Origin of the sequence: Nocardia bovistercoris, from assembly GCF_015674855.1 — a bacterium.
GTDB classification, from domain to species: Bacteria; Actinomycetota; Actinomycetes; order Mycobacteriales; family Mycobacteriaceae; genus Nocardia; species Nocardia bovistercoris.
On sequence record NZ_JADMLG010000021.1, the window covers coordinates 57,321 to 73,501 of the forward strand.

At 70.2% G+C, this 16,181-nt stretch carries 13 protein-coding genes; 7 read left to right on the forward strand and 6 right to left on the reverse strand.

What is annotated here, in order from left to right; translation table 11 throughout:
• Positions 1–10 precede the first annotated feature (10 nt).
• Positions 11–553 (reverse strand): hypothetical protein, encoded by a 543-nt coding sequence (locus tag IT779_RS33170; protein WP_196153439.1) that lies wholly within the window; start codon positions 551–553, stop codon positions 11–13.
• Entirely contained in the window at positions 550–1,065 is a 516-nt protein-coding gene (locus tag IT779_RS33175) for a hypothetical protein (RefSeq protein ID WP_196153440.1), read from the reverse strand. The genes IT779_RS33170 and IT779_RS33175 overlap by 4 nt, the downstream gene beginning before the upstream one ends.
• 165 nt (positions 1,066–1,230) lie before the next feature.
• Between IT779_RS33175 and IT779_RS33180 the strand changes: the two genes are divergently transcribed.
• The 5 genes from IT779_RS33180 (at position 1,231) to IT779_RS33200 (ending at position 5,688) form a co-directional block, all read left to right on the forward strand.
• Entirely contained in the window at positions 1,231–2,118 is an 888-nt protein-coding gene (locus IT779_RS33180; RefSeq protein ID WP_196153441.1) for a Scr1 family TA system antitoxin-like transcriptional regulator, read from the forward strand.
• A 37-nt stretch (positions 2,119–2,155) separates the two neighbouring features.
• The gene (locus tag IT779_RS33185; RefSeq protein ID WP_196153442.1) at positions 2,156–3,004 is read left to right on the forward strand and encodes an SAM-dependent methyltransferase; all 849 of its coding nucleotides are present in this window, start codon (positions 2,156–2,158) and stop codon (positions 3,002–3,004) included.
• A gap of 38 nt (positions 3,005–3,042) precedes the next feature.
• Complete coding sequence (locus IT779_RS33190; protein WP_196153443.1) at positions 3,043–3,435, forward strand: DUF397 domain-containing protein; 393 nt, start codon at positions 3,043–3,045, stop codon at positions 3,433–3,435.
• On the forward strand, positions 3,432–4,466 hold the full coding sequence (locus IT779_RS33195; RefSeq protein WP_332839074.1) for an alpha/beta hydrolase: 1,035 nt from the start codon (positions 3,432–3,434) through the stop codon (positions 4,464–4,466). The genes IT779_RS33190 and IT779_RS33195 overlap by 4 nt, the downstream gene beginning before the upstream one ends.
• 334 nt (positions 4,467–4,800) lie before the next feature.
• Positions 4,801–5,688: an alpha/beta hydrolase gene (locus tag IT779_RS33200; RefSeq protein WP_196153489.1), complete on the forward strand. Its 888-nt coding sequence runs from the start codon at positions 4,801–4,803 to the stop codon at positions 5,686–5,688.
• Positions 5,689–5,696: 8 nt separating this feature from the next.
• On the opposite strand, the gene IT779_RS33205 is transcribed toward IT779_RS33200, so the two are convergent.
• The 3 genes from IT779_RS33205 to IT779_RS33215 all read right to left on the reverse strand — a co-directional run bounded on the left by IT779_RS33205 (position 5,697) and on the right by IT779_RS33215 (position 8,975).
• On the reverse strand, positions 5,697–6,005 hold the full coding sequence (locus IT779_RS33205; RefSeq protein ID WP_196153444.1) for a Rieske (2Fe-2S) protein: 309 nt from the start codon (positions 6,003–6,005) through the stop codon (positions 5,697–5,699).
• 91 nt (positions 6,006–6,096) lie between these two features.
• Positions 6,097–8,610, reverse strand: coding sequence for a nitrite reductase large subunit NirB (gene nirB / locus IT779_RS33210; protein ID WP_196153445.1), 2,514 nt, complete (start codon positions 8,608–8,610; stop codon positions 6,097–6,099).
• A gap of 11 nt (positions 8,611–8,621) precedes the next feature.
• Positions 8,622–8,975 (reverse strand): molybdopterin oxidoreductase, encoded by a 354-nt coding sequence (locus IT779_RS33215; RefSeq protein WP_196153446.1) that lies wholly within the window; start codon positions 8,973–8,975, stop codon positions 8,622–8,624.
• A gap of 505 nt (positions 8,976–9,480) precedes the next feature.
• Here IT779_RS33215 and IT779_RS33220 point away from each other — a divergent pair.
• A complete protein-coding gene (locus IT779_RS33220) occupies positions 9,481–11,568 on the forward strand; it encodes an acyltransferase family protein (protein WP_196153490.1) in 2,088 nt (695 codons plus the stop codon).
• Between the two features lie 272 nt (positions 11,569–11,840).
• Positions 11,841–15,467, forward strand: coding sequence for a BTAD domain-containing putative transcriptional regulator (locus IT779_RS33225; protein ID WP_332839075.1), 3,627 nt, complete (start codon positions 11,841–11,843; stop codon positions 15,465–15,467).
• 1 nt (position 15,468) lies between these two features.
• Here the strand turns inward: IT779_RS33225 and IT779_RS33230 are convergent, their stop codons facing one another.
• Positions 15,469–16,137, reverse strand: a complete 669-nt coding sequence (locus tag IT779_RS33230; protein WP_196153447.1) for a hemerythrin domain-containing protein — start codon at positions 16,135–16,137, stop codon at positions 15,469–15,471.
• Positions 16,138–16,181 lie beyond the last annotated feature (44 nt).

Below are 16,181 nucleotides of genomic sequence, written 5' to 3' on the forward strand. Positions count from 1 at the left end.
CGGGAACGGTTCAGCGCGACGCGGGCACGCTCGCGGGAACCGATGGGTCGGCGATCACCTCGGTCGGCAACTGAACCCGCTTGGTTTCGATATCGGCGAGCAGCGCGGCGTAACCCTCGCGAATCTCGCCGAGCCGGGTCCAGGCGTGGTGGCGGACTTCCTCGTCGTCGCTGTGGCGCACGGTCCACCACGCGGTGGCGAAGGTCTCGGCGACGGTGCTGACCACCTGACCGAGGGTGTGGGTGTGGGTGCGGGCCTGCGGGATGCACGGCAGTCGCCCGACGGCGCTCGAATCGATGATGTCGATGATGCGCGCGATCTCGGCGCGCACGGCGGCGGGGTCGAATCCCTCCGGCCGCCGGTCGGGGGCGCACGGCAGCAGGCTGGCGTGTAGATCGCCCAGCTCACGGGCCCACGCGACCATGGGCGATACGCCCTGGATCTTCCCGGCGATCGCGGCGATCAGTTCGCGGGGCGAGAGCAGGATTTCCGCGCTGTCGCCGCCTGCTGCCTCGGTGGACGTGGGCGCGCTACCGAGTCGGGATCCGCTCATCGACGGGCCTCGCGGATCGCGGCCAACACCAGATGCATGGAGGGAACATACCCGTCCATGGGTGGGACGAGCCACCGGCGCACCCCGGTGGCTTCGTCCAGGGGTGAGGGCAGCACGCAGACGCCACCCATTTCCACGCCGGATCGCACGGCCGCCGAACTCAGATGATCCGACCATCGGGGCGCGCCCGCGAGGAAGACACAGACGCGCTCGCGGGTGTCGTGGATCACCGGACCGCGCGGCGAACCGTCGCGGGCCGCCGCGTCGACGCCGAGCCGGGACGGCACGACCACGGTGCAGATGCGGGCGTCGGCGGGGTCGAGCAGGATCCGTGCGCGCGCCCGGTCGTATTCGACGGGCAGGTCGAGGCGGGCGTAGCGGCGGCAGCGCTGCTCGAAGGTCTCACCGACCGGAGGGACCGATACGCCCTCGCCCGAGGTCCGACAGCGGCGCGGCGCGTCGGCCTGCATGACCCAACCGGTCGGTTGATCTATTCGCACACTGACAGTCACCCGAGACCTCTTGGACCAGTAGGGAAAATCACTCTGATCCGTGTACTCCACGCATCGTGTGGTGATATCGTCGACATCGCGGATCATAGCTTGATAATCATTATTCGTATAGAGGGATAGCCGTAGTGAAGCCTGTCGATCAGGGCGCCGGGATAGGCTGAGCGCATGGGAGCACCGTTGCGCACGGCACGAAAACTGCTGCTAGGACGCGAGATAGCCCACATGATCGCCACGGCGGGGGTGAGTCAGGCCGATGCGGCGAAACTCATCGAGACCACCCAGAGCCGAATCGCCGGTCTGGTCAACGGCGTTGGCGCCATCACCGTCGGCGATCTCGAACTCTTGGCCGCCCGGCTGGGATTCGACGATTCGAGCTATCTGGACCAGCTACGCGAACTACGCCGCGACAACCACAAGCGCGGCTACTGGGACACCGGCGTCCGCCGGGCCTACGCGGAAAATCTGCGACTGCTGGTGGATCTGGAGGACCACGCGGGCCTCATCCGGGTGACCGAGGCCGAGATCATCCCCGGACTGGCGCAGTGCGAGTCCTACATTCACGCGCTACACGAAGCGGCGGGCGAACGCGCGGGCGTCACCGTGGCCGACGAGGTCGCGGCCCGGCTCGCCCGCCAGCAGGTACTGAACAAGCCTGCCGACCAGCTCGTCTACCACGCCATCCTGTCCGAATCCTGCCTGCGCCGCGAACACGCGCCGCGCCCGGTCATGCTCGATCAGCTCGAACACCTCCAGGAACTGTCCCAACAGCCCAACATCCAACTCCAGGTGCTGCCGTTCTCGGTCCGCGTACACGGCGCGGGGATGGAGGACCGGTTCGCCATGTTCCGCGTGCCCTCCCCCGGCGCGGCGGGCGATCTCGACATCGTGGTCACCGAATCGCAAGGCGCGCTGCGCTACAGCGACGACAAAGCCGATATCGCCGCGCGCGAACGGGTCTGGGCGCGCCTCACCGCCGCCGCGTTGAGTCCCGCCGACTCCAGGGAGTTCTGCGCCAACGTCGCGCGCAGCTTCCGTCGCAAGACCCGTCCATGACCGCCACCCGTATCACCTTCTCACCCAGGAGTTTTCGATGACCGAGGAATTCGTCCCCAGAGAAACGGACCCCCGCGTACCGAGCAGCGCGCGCATCTACCACTACTACCTCACCAGCGAACCGGTCTTCGATTCCGACGCCGTCTTCGCCGAGCGCATGTTCGAGATCGTCCCGTGGGCCGACGAATGGGCCCACCACAACCGCAACTTCCTGCGCCGCGCCGTGAGCTTCATGGCCGAACAGGGCATCAGGCAGTTCCTCGACATCGGCTCCGGCCTGCCGACCGGCGGCAACACCCACGACATCGCGCGCGCGATCGACCCGAAGTCACGGGTGGTCTACGTCGACCTCGACCTCGAGGCCGTCGACCGCGCCCACGATCTGCTCGCCGCCCAGGACGTGCTCGACACCACCGCCGTCATCGAGGGCGACCTGCGCACCCCGCAGCACCTGCTCGACCACCCCGACACCCGACGTCTGCTCGACTTCTCCGAGCCGATCGGCTTGCTCATCGTGAGCGTGCTGCCCTTCGTGCCCGACGAGGACCGCCCCGGCGAACTCATCGCACACCTGCGCGACCAACTGCCCTCGGGCAGCTACGTGGCGCTGAGTCACGCCTCCATGGCCGAGGCCCCCGCGGAGATCCTGGACAAGTTGCAGGAGGCGAACACCCTCTACCAACAGACCTCCGACCCCATCACCTCGCGAAACCGGGAGGAATTCACCCGTCTCCTCGATGGATTCGAACTCGTCGAACCCGGCGTCGTCTTCGCTCCCGACTGGCGTCCCGACGAGAAGGGCGCCGTGGATCCGCAGGATCCCGCGCGTCGTTGTAACTTCGCAGCTATCGGCCGCAAGCCGACCACGGCGGATCAGGGCAGTTAGCCCGTCCGCAGGCTCCACCCCGCCGGAAAGGAAATACCATGCAGCAGCTGCCGGAATTCGCCCTCGGTGAATTCAAGAAAGCTTCGGCCAGCTCGCCCAGCCAGAACTGCGTCACAGTCGCCCGCGTCGACGGTTACACCGCCATACGCGACGACAAGCTGCCCGATCCCGCCGGGCGCGTCCCGCACGAGCAGCTCATCATCCTCACCGACGACCAGTTCGACCATTTCCAGCACGCGGTGCGTGCCGGCCGCACCGTCACCGACCACCTGTCCCTGCTTCGGCGCGCGGACGGCATGTACGCCATGCGCGCCACCACCGTGCAACTCGTTCCCGACGTGGAACTGCTCTTCGACCACGGCGAGATCGACGCCTTCCGGCGCGGCATCCTCGCCCACGAGTTCGCTCTCGGCGCGGCGCTGGCCGCGTGAGCGACCGGGGGACGCGGGCCGCCATCGCGGCGGTCCGCCGTCTGCTCACCCTGCCCAGGTCCGTGAAACGACGCCTCGCCGGTCCCGCCGCGCACCGCGACGGCCTCGAACTCGACCTCGACGCCCAGCTGCTGCTCCGCATCTCGCGCACACTGCCGCGCCGTCGGCCCGACCCGGTGCGGATGCGGGCCGACGCGCGGCGCCTCGCGGCCATCGGCGCCGGACGCACCGCGGCGGTGGCCGTCACCGATATCGAGGTCGCGGGCGCGGCGGGCAGGCTGCGCGGTCGGGTGTATTCGCCCGAGACGGCCGACGCGGCGATGGTGTACTTCCACGGCGGCGGCTGGGTCATCGGCGATCTCGACACCCACGACGGACTGTGCCGGACGCTGGCGCGGGCCGCGCGGGTCACCGTGATCGCGGTGGACTACCGGCTGGCGCCCGAACACCCGTACCCCGCCGCGGTCGACGACGCGCACGCCGCCTTCCGCGATATCGCCGCCCGCGCGCACGAGTTCGGCGCCACCGCCGCGCGCCTCGCGGTTGGCGGCGACAGCGCGGGCGGATACCTGGCCGCGCTGGTCTGTCAACGATTACGCGACGAGGGCGCCCCCGCCCCGCTCGCGCAACTGCTGATCTACCCGCCGACCGACCTGACCGGCGGTTCGCGCTCGCGCACACTGTTCGCCGACGGATTCGCGCTGACCGCCGCCGAGATCGACTACTTCGACCGCTGCTTCCTCCCACCCGGCCTCGACCGCACTCGCCCCGAGGTATCCCCGCTACGCACCGCCTCCGTCGCCGGACTACCACCCGCCGTTGTGGTCACGGCGGGCTTCGATCCGCTGCGCGACGAAAGCGAGGCGTACGCGGACCGACTGCGCGCCGAGGGCATACCGGTGATCACGCGCCGCTACGACGGCTACATGCACGGTTTCGTGAACAACGCCCTCGCGTTCGGACCCGCGATCATCGAGATCGCCGGGATGTTCGCCGCCGCGATAGCGGTACGCGACGATCGCGCGTCTTGACCGCACGCGGTGACCACGACTACGCCCGTTCCGGTCGGATCCGGCGATGCGGACCCGCCGCGCACGTGCGACATTCCGGCTCGATCGCACAGGGTGATCGAAGCAACCTGATCGAGATCTTTCCGATCGAACTCGGCGGCGGCAGGAATCGTTGTCGAATACACCACCCTTCGGCGACCGCAAACCTCCCGCAGCCGATGGGCGAACCCTTAATGTCGTCTCGACCGGGTGAACGCGGGATGTGGAGAGGAGCGCCGCCGTGGCAACGCCGCTGTACTACCGGGATCAACCGGACTGGCGCGCACTGCAGCGCTTCCTGCCCGGCAGGCTGCGCATGGACGAGTCGAACGCGCCGGTGGAGGATTTCTGGGAGTGGCGCGGCAATACCGTCCACCTCGACCGCTACCGCGCTCCCGACGCGCAGGCGAAAGTGGTGCTGCACCACGGCGTCGGCACCAACGGAAGGCAGATGAGCCTGATCCTCGGGGCGCCGCTGGCCCGGCGCGGCTTCGAGACCGTCGCACTGGACAACCTCGGCTACGGACTCACCCGCGTCGCCCCCGGGACCACGCCAACCTATGCCGACTGGGTGGCGCTGGTCCTGGACTTCCTGCACTTCGAACGCGGCCGCGACGACCGGCCGATCGTGCTGTTCGGGCTCAGCGCGGGCGGGATGCTCGCCTACCACGTGGCCGCCGAGGCGCCGAAGGACACCCTGTCCGGCATCGTCGGCACGACCTTCCTCGATCAGCGCGACCAGCGGGTCCGCGACGCCACCTCCCACGACCTCCTGCACTCCCGCCTCGGCATCCCGCTCATGCACCTGGTCGCGCATACGCCGCTGGGCGGATTCCGGTATCCGATGACGCTCGCGGCGAAGATGTCGGCGCTGGTCGAGAATCCGGCCGCACTGCGGGTCATGACCCGGGACCGGACCTCGGGCGGCAACTGGGTCTCGGCGCGGTTCCTCGCCTCCTACACCTCCTACGTCCCGGCCGTCGAACCCGAACAGTTCGACCACTGCCCGATCCTGCTCACCCAGCCCGAACGCGACCGCTGGTCACCGCTGCCGCTGAGCGAACGGTTCCTCGCGCGGGTCACCCGCGTGCCGGTGCGCACGATCGGCCTGGAGAACGCGGGCCACTATCCGCTCGAGGAGCCGGGGCTGCGGCAGTTGGAGGACGCGGTCGCCGAATTCGTGACCGCCCACGTGAAGACCTGATCGAGTACTCAGCGCGTCGTCACGGTGACCGCTCCGTCCGAGTCCACCGTCGCCCGATATGCGCACACCGCGTCCGCCCCGTCCGCCGCGACCCCGGATTCCAGGTCGTAGGCGCGGCCGTGCAGCGGGCACACCACCACGCGCTCGTCGGTGAGCCCGTCGGCCAGCGGACCGCCTCGATGCGGACACACCGCGCCCAACGCGCGCAGGGTGCCGTCGCGCAGCCTATACACCGCGACCTGTTCGCCGTCCACCGCGAAGGCGCGGCCCTCGCCGACCGGGATGTCATCGACCCTGCCGATGTTCGCGCCGCTCATCGGATCGACGCCTGCGGTGGGGTGCGGAACCGGCTCGCGGTGCGCGGCCTGCCACGGTCGCGATATGCGCCGCCCCTTCCGATGGCCGCGCTCATCGGACCGGCACCTGCGGCAGGACGGTGAGCGGCAGCGCGGTGCGGAACTGGCCTGGGGTCCGCGGCTCGTCGCGGTCGCGCCACGGGTCGCGGTAGGCGTCGACGGTCTTCTGCATCTCGGCGTCCAGACGCGCGGCGTCGCCGTCGCGATCCTCGACCACCACCGCCCTGATCTCCTCGATGCCGACCCGGGGCACCCACGCGTAAGTGCGTTCGAGCCAGTTCGCGGATTCCCGGTAGTACTGCAGGAAGCGCCCGGTCAACTCGATGACTCGGGCGGGACCGTCGGCGACGGCGAGCAGGTCGCCCTTGCGGATGTGCGCGCCCGCCGCGCCGCCGACATAGATCTCCCAGCGCCCGCCGTCGACGGCGACCACCCCGAGGTCCTTGCACAATGCCTCGGCGCAGTTGCGCGGACACCCGGTGACCGCGAGTTTCATCTTCGCCGGACTCGCGATGCCCTGGAACCGCTGCTCGATCGCGATGCCGAGCGCGGTGGAGTCGCCGAGCCCGTAGCGGCAGAAGTCCGATCCCACACAGGTTTTCACCGTCCGGAAGCTCTTGCCGTAGGCGAAGCCCGACGGCATGTCCAGATCCGCCCACACCGCGGGCAGGTCCTCCTTGCGCACGCCGAGCAGGTCGATGCGCTGCCCGCCGGTGACCTTGATCATCGGAATCTCGTATTTGTCGGCGACTTCGGCGATCTTGCGCAGCTGGGCGGAATCGGTGACGCCGCCCTTCATCTGCGGCACCACCGAAAAGGTGCCGTCGCGTTGGATATTGGCGTGCACGCGGTCGTTGACGAAACGAGCGTCACGCTCGTCGACGAAGTCGCTCGGCCACATCGTCTGCAGCAACGAGGCCAACGCCATCTTCGAGCCGGCGTCCTCGCGTCCGTCCGGAGCCAGCGCGGCGAAAACCGAAGAGACCGAATGCAATCGGAGTTCGCGGATCAACCGCATCAACTCCGGCTTCTCGTACGGGACGCCGGGAACATACCAGCGCGCCGATGGGTCTTCGGCGATCTCGCCGCCTGCGGCCCACTCCACGATCTGGGTCACCAGGGAGGTGCACGAGCCGCAGCCCTTGCCCGCGCGGGTCGCGGCCATGACCCCCGACAGCGTCCTGGTGCCGCCCGCGACGCAGGCCGTCAGCTGTCCCTTGCTGACCCCGTTGCAGTTGCAGACCTGGGCATCGGCGTCGAGTTCGGCCACCCCGACCTCGGCGTCGGGCGTCCCGAGGTCGAACATCAGCGAGATGCGCTGTTCGGGCAGCGGCAGTCCGCGATCGAAGGCCTGGGTGAGGAAGGCCATCTTGCGCACGTCACCGACGAGGGTGGCGCCGACGAGTCGCCCGTCGCGCACCACGACCGTCTTGTAGACGCCGTGCGCGGGTTCGGAGAACTGGACGAATTCGTCGTCGGGCGCTTCCGGGCCCTTGAGTCCCATGGCGGCGACATCGATGCCGGCGACCTTCAACTTCGTCGCCGTGCGCGAACCATGGTATGCCGCAGCGCGATCGACGCCGGTGAGATGGTCGGCGAGCACCTTGGCCTGCTCCCACAGCGGCGCGACCAGACCGTACACCTGCCCGCGATGCTGAGCGCACTCGCCGACGACGTACACGCGGTCGTCGTCCACCGAACGCATCTGGTCGTCCACCACTATCGCGCGTTCCACGGTGAGTCCGGCGCGCACCGCGAGTCCCACATTGGGCCTGATGCCCGCGGACACGACCAGCATGTCGCAGTCCAGTTCGGAACCGTCGGCGAAGGCCACCCCGGATACCGCGCCGTCGCTGGTCAGCACCTTCGTCGCGCGAGCGCCGGTGTGCACGGCGATGCCGAGCCGCTCGACCGACCGACGCACGATCTCCCCGGCGGCGGTGTCGAGTTGGGCGTTCATCAGGGTCGCGGCGGAATGCAGGACCCGCACCTCGAGCCCGCGACTCTGCAGACCGCGCGCCGCTTCCAGCCCGAGCAGCCCGCCGCCGATGACCACCGCGCTGCGCCGCCCGGCCGCGTAATCGATCATGGCGGTGCAGTCGTCGAGGCTGCGGAAGCCGAAGACCCCGGTGGTCAGCGCGCGGTCGTCGGCCCACAGTCCCTCCATCGGAGGGAAGAAGGAACGGCTTCCGGTGGCGAGGATCAGGCGGTCGTAGCGCAATGTGGCCCCGTCGTCGGTCTGCACGACGCGCGCGTAGCGGTCGACGCGGACCACGCGCGCGCCCGTGCGCAACTCGATCCCGTTGTCGGCGTACCAGTCCGGCGGATTCAGGAAGATCTCCTCCGCCCCTTCCGAGCCCGCCAGCATATGCGACAACAGAATGCGGTTGTAGTTGCCGTACGGCTCGTCGCCGAACACCGTGATATCGAAAAGGTCGCCGCCGCCGCGCGACAGGATCTCCTCCACCGCGCGCACACCGGCCATCCCGTTGCCGACCACCACCAGCCGGGAGCGGGTGCGCGGCGCGGCGGAATCGGGGCGCGGGGCGGTCATGGTCGTCGTCATGATGCGCCCCTTCAGATCTCGACGAGTCCGAGATCGACGACGAGGGTGCCGCCGACACCGACCGGCGCCGCCACGAACAGTTCGAGCACGGTGTCGGCGAGCAGATCCTCGACCACCCGCAGCGACACGTGGGTCGCGCCCTTGGCGGCTATCGGGAACCAACGCATGGGGTTGCCGTCGCGCATCAGCACCGCGACCACCAGTTCCCCGGTGCTGTTGCCGCCGCGGAAATAGACCGGCTGGGTGACCGCGCCCACCGGGACGACGTAGCGTAGCGCACCGTCCAGCGGTAGCGGATTGTCCAGTCCCTTGCCCTCGAAGGTGAAGGCGCCCTGTAGGAATCGGGGCGTACTTGTGTCGGCCATCGACTGTCTCCTCCCTGAGTGGACGGGAATCGAGGGAGCACGTGGCGTCGCCGGAACAGCGCGACCGCGCACAACCCCGAACACCGGCGTTCGCGCCGAGTCGCACTGTCCCGGCCTTGTGCCACGCCGGTGACCCGGCGCCGCCCTCGGGCGCTCGCGCTGCGCCGCCTCCGAACCGGCTGCGCGATCGGCGCTGTCCACGCTATGTCGCACACATTGCCACCAGGTTGCCCCGACGATTCGGCCGTGAGTCCTACCGCCCCGCCCCCGCCCGGCTCCGGGATCGCGACCGAAACCAGCCGTTTTGCCCTCGCGCCCGGTATGCGGCATCTTTACTGTTTCGACCACCCGGCGATCGTGTTCGGTCCGCCGGTGACGAGCGCGGCGTCACCCGCGCCGACGGATCGGCGAACGGACGAATCCGCTTGCCGGGGAACGCCGGTCGCGGTCCCACGTCGGCGTCGGAGCGCGTCGTGTCGGACCGCGAAAGGAGCAGCCCGTGCTGATGGCACCGGACGCGCCCGTCCCGCGCTGGATCACCGCATCGCCCGTGACCACCGAAGCGCCCCCCGAATACCGCCACGACCTGGACGGATTACGCGGCATCGCGATCGCGCTCGTCGTCGGATTCCACGTGTGGATGGGCCGGGTGTCCGGCGGCGTCGACGTGTTCCTCGTGCTGTCCGGATTCTTCTTCACCGCCATGCTGCTGCGGCGTTCCGCGAGCGCCGATGGCGTCGGGATCGCGGCGACACTGCGCAGGACCGCGCGGCGGCTCACCCCCGCGCTGGTCGTCGTGCTCGCGGCGGTGGTGGTCACGACGATCGCGGTGCGCCCGTTCACCCAGTGGGGCGACATCTCCGGGCAGACACTGGCCTCGGCGCTGTACTTGCAGAACTGGTTCCTGGCCAACGCCGAACTGGACTATCTCGCACCGAATCCCTCCGTCAGCCCGCTGCAACACCTGTGGTCGATGTCGGTGCAAGGGCAGTTCTACCTGCTGATGCTGCTGGTCGTCGCCGCGTGGGCGTGGCTAGCGCGCCGTGTCTCCCGGCGCACGGGCCGCATCGGGCTCTCGATCCTGCTCGGCGCGGCGGCGGCGCTGTCGTTCTGGTACGCCGTCGACGGCGCGAGCCGCCACCAGCCGTGGACCTACTACGACAGCGGCGCACGCGCGTGGGAACTGCTGGCGGGCGCGCTGCTCGCGATCGCGGCGCCCGCCGTGCGGCTGCCGAATCCGGTGCGCACGCTGCTCGCGATCCTCGGCATTCTCGGCGTGCTGACCTGCGGCGTCCTCTTCGACGGCGCCAACCAGTTCCCCGGCGCGCCCGCCCTCTACCCGGTGCTGGCCACCGCGGCGCTGATCCTGGCGGGCACGAACGCCGGCGCCGAGCGGCAGCCGTGGGTGAACCGGGTGCTCGCCACCGGCGTCTGCACCGGACTCGGCACCGTCGCCTACGCCTTCTACCTGTGGCATTGGCCGATCCTCATCTTCTACCTCGCCGAATACGGCGCGCCCGCCGCTGGCCTCACCGACGGCCTCGTCGTGGTCGGCCTCGCACTCGCGCTCGCCGTGCTCACCCACCGATTCGTCGAATCACCGCTGCGCCACGGCGCGTTCGCGTCGAGTCGACTGGCCGAAGCGCTGCGGCGTCGGATGCTGATACCCGCGGTGTGCGCGCTCGGGGCGGCGCTGCTCGGCGCGACCGTCGGCTGGCAGGCCAGCCTGCGCGTCCATCCGGCGACACCGCCCGTCGCGCTACAGGTCGCGCAATATCCCGGCGCGGCCGCGCTGGTCCCCGGTGTCGTCTACGCCGCCGCGCCGATGCGCCCGAACCTGTTCGAAGGCTGGAACGACTCGCCCGCACCCACCCGCGACGGATGCATCACCCCCGATCGCGAGGTACGCAGCTGCGTATACGGCGACCTCACCGCAACGCGAACCATCGCCGTCGTCGGCGGATCGCACTCCGAACACTGGCTGCCCGCCTTGGAGGTGCTCGCGGCGGACCACGGCATCAGGATCGTCACCTACTTGAAGGAGGCGTGCCCGCTCACACTGGTCGACGACCCCGCCTACTATCACTCGCCGTTCCCGGAATGCCGCGAATGGTCCGTCGACGTCATCGACCGGCTCGCCAGGACCAAGCCGGACTGGGTGTTCACCCTCGGCACCTACTACCGGGTCGACGGCCGAGGCGACGAGGTCCCCGCCGAATTCCGCGACGTGTGGACCGCTCTGTCCAACCGCGGCCTCAATGTGCTCGCCATGCGCGACACCCCGCGCCTGCGCCGCGACGGCGTGCTCTACCGCGCCATCGACTGCCTCGGCGGCCACGGCACCCCGCAGAGCTGCGGCCTCGACCGCGCCCTCGTCCTCGACCCCGTCAACCCGGCCATCGACGCCACCTCCGCCTACCCGAACGTCTACCCCCTCGACCTGTCCGACTCCCTGTGCCGCCCCGACCGCTGCTGGGTAGCCGAAGGCAACGTCCTCATCTACCGCGACGAACACCACCTCACCGCCAGCTACGCCCGCTCCCTCGCCCCCGAACTCGGCAGGCAGATCGGCGAGATCACCAACTGGTGGTAGGTCGAGGTCTCGCGGCGTCGCGTTCCCCTGCCGCCGCACCGACCACCGCGCAGCGTCGATCGCGCGCGCAGAATCAGACGGGGTGTTCAGGACGTGCGCACGGAGTTGGACCACGGAGTCGACCGCGAGGCGACGGCGCGGGATTCCTCGAGCGATCATGTCATGGCATCGTGTCGATCCCTTCTCGGCGCGGGCAGGCCGATAGCCACATGTGTGCGAGCATCGGCGCAGCGACGACAGAGGTGAGCCGACGTGACGGATGGGAGCCGACCGTGAGGATCTCGGTACTCGGGCCCATCCGGCTCGAACTCGGGCCCGCGGGCGAGGTGGGCGCGGGCAGGCAGCAGGCGTTGCTGATCCGGCTCGTCGCGGCGAACGGTCGGGTGGTGTCCACCGACCGGCTCATCGACGATCTCTGGCACGGCGAACCGCCGCCGAAGGCGCTGGCCGCGCTCCAGGTGCACGTCTCGAATCTGCGGCGGATCCTCGAACCCGACCGGCCGCCGCGCGCACCCGCCCGCATCCTGGTCAGCGAACAGCCCGGCTACGCCGTCCGCGTGCCGCGCGAAGCGGTCGACGCGTGGGAATTCGACGCGCTGCTCGCCGTCGACACCGCCGCCGACCCCACTACCCGCCACCGCCGCCTCACCGCCGCGCTCGCCATGTGGCGAGGCGAACCGTTCGGCGCGTACGCGGGCGAGCCATGGGCCGTCACCGAGGTCACCCGCCTGCACGCGCTGCGCCTGTCCGCGGTCGAGCGACGAGCCGCCGCCGCCCTCGAAACCGGCCACCCCGACGAAGTCGCCGACACCCTGCCCGCCGAATGCGCCACCCACCCCGACCGCGAGGAACTCTTCCGCCTCCTCGCACTCGCCCAATACCGCCTCGGCCGCCAAGCCGACGCCCTCACCACCCTGCGCACCGTCCGCACCTACCTGTCCGACGAACTGGGCGTCGACCCGACCCCCGCCCTCCGCAAACTCGAATCCGACATCCTCGCCCACGCCCCCGAACTCACCCCGGACCTCACACAGTCCGCCGCCGGGACAACCGGCGTCCGCGATGCCGCACCGCGCGGAAATGGCGCCACGCCCACCCGAGACACCAGTGGCGACGCCTCCGAAGGCTTCACTCCGCCCACCGCGCGAGACTCCGCCACCGTCGACACCCGAGAGGGCTCGCCCCGTAGCAGTGGAAACACCGCCACACCGAACACCGCCGACTTCGGCCGCAGCACCCCACCGGACTCGGCCGGATTCACCTCGCCGAACGCGGGTGACACCGCGGCCTCGCACACGACCGGAGCCGCCCCGTCGAACTCGGGGATCGCCGAACCGACAGCAGATGTAGCTGGTTCGACGAAGGGGGGCCACACCCCTTCGTATGCGGGAAGCGGTGTCTCGCCGGACGCAGGTGGAACGATTCCGTTGGGCACGAACGGTTTCGATTCGCGCTCGACAGCGGGCGACCAGGCCGGGGCCGCCCGTTTCGCCGAGCGTCGTGAATTCGCCGGGCGGGAAACGGAATTGGCCACGCTGACGCGGATCGCCGATACTGTTGCGACGGAAGGGCTTCGGCTGGTCTGGATCGCGGCGGAGGCGGGCGGCGGCAAGTCGACGTTGGCGCAGACCCTGGCCGCGCGGTTGATCGCGCAGCGGTGGACGGTGGCGGTGGCGCACTGTCCCGAGGTGGACGGCGCGCCTGCCGCGTGGGCGTGGCGGGAGTTGTTGGGCGGGCTCGGTCATGGCGCCGATGTGGACGATCCGTTCGGTATCGCGCGGGAGGTGGTCGCCGCTTGCCGCGGTCACCGCGACGGCGTCCTGCTCGTGGTGGACGACGCGCACCGCGCCGACAGCGCGACCCTTCAGGTGCTGCGCCAGACCATCGCCTGGATGCGGGAGCTGCCGGTGCTCGTGGTCGCGACCTTCCGGCCGTCCGAGGCGGGCGCCGAACTGCCCGCGACGGCCGCCGCCCTGATCTCGGTCACCGCCGACCGGCTCGAATTGGCGGGCCTGTCCGACGACGGCATCGTCGAGGTGGCCGGATCGGCGGGCCTGGCGGAACCCGATCCAGCGACCGTCGAACTGCTGCGCGAACGCACCGGCGGAAACCCTTTGTTCGTCAGGGAATTGGCGAAGTGGATCGCCTCGAACGGCCCCCGCGACGCGCACACCTCGGTGCCGAGCGGCATCCGCGACGTGCTGTTGCGCCGCGTGGACCGGCTGCCCGCCGACGTGGGCCGAATGCTGCGGCTGATCTCGGTGTGCGGTCGCGGCGTCGCCATCGACACCCTGCTGGCCCTGTGGTCGGACGCGGGCGCCGCCGACGAGGACCAACTGCTCGACGCCGTCGACACCGCCGTGGTCGCGGGCCTGCTGCGCGCCGACGCCGATCGCGTCGACTTCCAACACGTGCTGGTGCGCGACGCCGTCCACGACAGTGTCCCCGCACTGCGCAGACGCCGAATGCATTGGCGCACACTGTCGTATCTGGAGTCGCTGCCGCGTCCGGATCTCGACGAACTCGCCTTCCACGCCGCGCACGGCGCGAGCCCCGCCACCACCGAGCAGGCCATCGCCCACGTCGAGGCGGCCGCGCGGGCGCGCTTCGAATCGGGTTTCCGCGCCGATTCCGCACCGCTGTGGCGCGATGCCGTCGCCTTGCGGGACGGCGCTGGACACGACGCCACACCCGCCGATCGCGCCTGCCTGGTCGCGGCCCTGTGCGCACTGGTCACCGCGCTGGCCCATCGCGGCGAGGTGGCCGAGGCGCGCGGGCGTCGCGGTCGCGCTCTCGCGTTGGCCGAGGGCGACGAGCGACTGGTGCGACTCGCGCTGACCTGTTGGCGCACACCGCGAATCTGGACCACCCGCCAACAGCGACTGCCCGACACCCAGATGACCGCGGCCCTGTCGCGCGCACTGCCCGCCGCCACCGGCGTGGACCGAGTGCTGCTGCTGGTCACCGCCGTCTTCGAATTCGAAGGCAACGACGGCCCGTTCGCGCTGGCCTGTGCCACCGAAGCGGTGGAACTGGTCCGCGGCATCGATGATCCCGAGGCGACCTGCGCCGCCCTCAACGCGCTGGCCTTCATGGCCCTCGGCCCGGACCTGAAGGACCGACTTCCCGATATCACCCGCGCATTCCTGGACGCGGCAGGCGAATCCGGCAATGTCGCCTATCTCGCGGCGGCGCACTACTACCGGTTCCTCGCCTACCTGTCCCGAGGTGACCTGCTCGCGGCCTCGACCGAGGTCACCCGCGCACTCGAGACGGCCTCGAGCGGCAGGGTCGGCGAATTGATCGTGGTGCTCTCGGCTTTCGACGCGGTACTCGACGTACTGCGCGGCGACCTCGACGGCGCGGCGGCCCGCTACGCCGCGCTCGCGGCCAGGCTGAGCGCGGCGGGCCTGGCGAACGCGGCCGAGATCGGCCTGGTCGGCGAAATGGTGGTGGCCTGGTTCCGCGGCTCGCTCGCCCACCTCGCCGAACCGCTGGCCGAACAGTACAAACATGCGCCGCAAACGATTTCGTGGGTGTACGTACTCGCGCTGGTGGACGCGGGCCGGGAAGCGGAGGCGCGCGTGATCGCCGAACGCGACCACGAGGTGAGCCGAGACTTCTATTGGACCGCCATGTCGGCGTTCCACGCACGCGCCCTGGTCCGACTCGGCATGCGCGACCGCGCCGCCGAGTTGTACCGGGAGCTGCGACATTGCGCGGGAACGGTGGCCGGACTCGATTCCGCGTCGGTGGCCATGGGCCCGATGGACACCGTGCTGGCCGAACTCGCCGACCTGCTCGGCGATCCCGAGGCCGCCGCCGCGCACCGCGCGGGCGCGCGGCGGGTGGACGCCGAGATCGCCGCGAGCCTGGCCGCCCTGGACGCGCACCGATGACTCACCCGGCGATCACGGCCTCGCGCTTGTCGAAGGAACGCACCAAGAGCCCCAACAGGATTCGGATCAGCGGCCCGGCGCCCGCGCGCAGTTCCACCAATTCCTCCTCGGTGGCGTACCTGACGAATCTCGGCACCTCGAACGACATCTTGCTGCCCTTCTTCGCCGCCTTCTCCACGCGTTCCCAATCATCGACGCGCACATAGCGATCCACGATCGGGAACACGACCCGCTCCTCTTCGGCGATGTGCTCGGACAACAGCGCGTGCGCGGCGTCGAGCGTCTCGGTCAACGCGGCCGCGGCGCGCGCACGGTCGGCGTCGGCGGCTCCGAACGCGCTCGCCCGCTGCCGCAGCGTCCCGAGCACGGCGTCGAGCTGGACGTGGTCGTCCTCGAGTTCGTCGACCGCGACGGCGGGACCGGCCGCGGCCACCAGCACCGGCCACACCACCGTGTCCTCGATCGTGTGGTGATGGTGCACGGAGTCGCAGAGCAGCGTCAGGTACTGCGCGACGGCCGCCGCCCGAGCCGGCGGGCACGACTCCCCCGCCGCGATCCGCGCGGTGATCTCGGCGAACCGCCGCGTGTCGGCGAGCATCCCGCGGTGCGCGATCCGCATGCCCGTGACGTCGGGTCGCACTCGGGTGTCGGTGGCGGATGTTCCGGTCATGGTCGATTCCTCCCGTCGCGGCCGCGTTCGGCCGGTGGTGTCCG

What these genes read in the sequence shown, in the direction of transcription:
- nirB (WP_196153445.1), bottom strand. Translation starts at nt 8,610, where the DNA reads ATGACGACGACCATGACCGCCCCGCGCCCCGATTCCGCCGCGCCGCGC.
- IT779_RS33220 (WP_196153490.1), top strand. Translation starts at nt 9,481, where the DNA reads ATGGCACCGGACGCGCCCGTCCCGCGCTGGATCACCGCATCGCCCGTG.
- IT779_RS33205 (WP_196153444.1), bottom strand. Translation starts at nt 6,005, where the DNA reads ATGAGCGGCGCGAACATCGGCAGGGTCGATGACATCCCGGTCGGCGAG.
- IT779_RS33170 (WP_196153439.1), bottom strand. Translation starts at nt 553, where the DNA reads ATGAGCGGATCCCGACTCGGTAGCGCGCCCACGTCCACCGAGGCAGCA.
- IT779_RS33215 (WP_196153446.1), bottom strand. Translation starts at nt 8,975, where the DNA reads ATGGCCGACACAAGTACGCCCCGATTCCTACAGGGCGCCTTCACCTTC.
- IT779_RS33200 (WP_196153489.1), top strand. Translation starts at nt 4,801, where the DNA reads ATGGACGAGTCGAACGCGCCGGTGGAGGATTTCTGGGAGTGGCGCGGC.
- IT779_RS33185 (WP_196153442.1), top strand. Translation starts at nt 2,156, where the DNA reads ATGACCGAGGAATTCGTCCCCAGAGAAACGGACCCCCGCGTACCGAGC.
- IT779_RS33180 (WP_196153441.1), top strand. Translation starts at nt 1,231, where the DNA reads ATGGGAGCACCGTTGCGCACGGCACGAAAACTGCTGCTAGGACGCGAG.
- IT779_RS33190 (WP_196153443.1), top strand. Translation starts at nt 3,043, where the DNA reads ATGCAGCAGCTGCCGGAATTCGCCCTCGGTGAATTCAAGAAAGCTTCG.
- IT779_RS33230 (WP_196153447.1), bottom strand. Translation starts at nt 16,137, where the DNA reads ATGACCGGAACATCCGCCACCGACACCCGAGTGCGACCCGACGTCACG.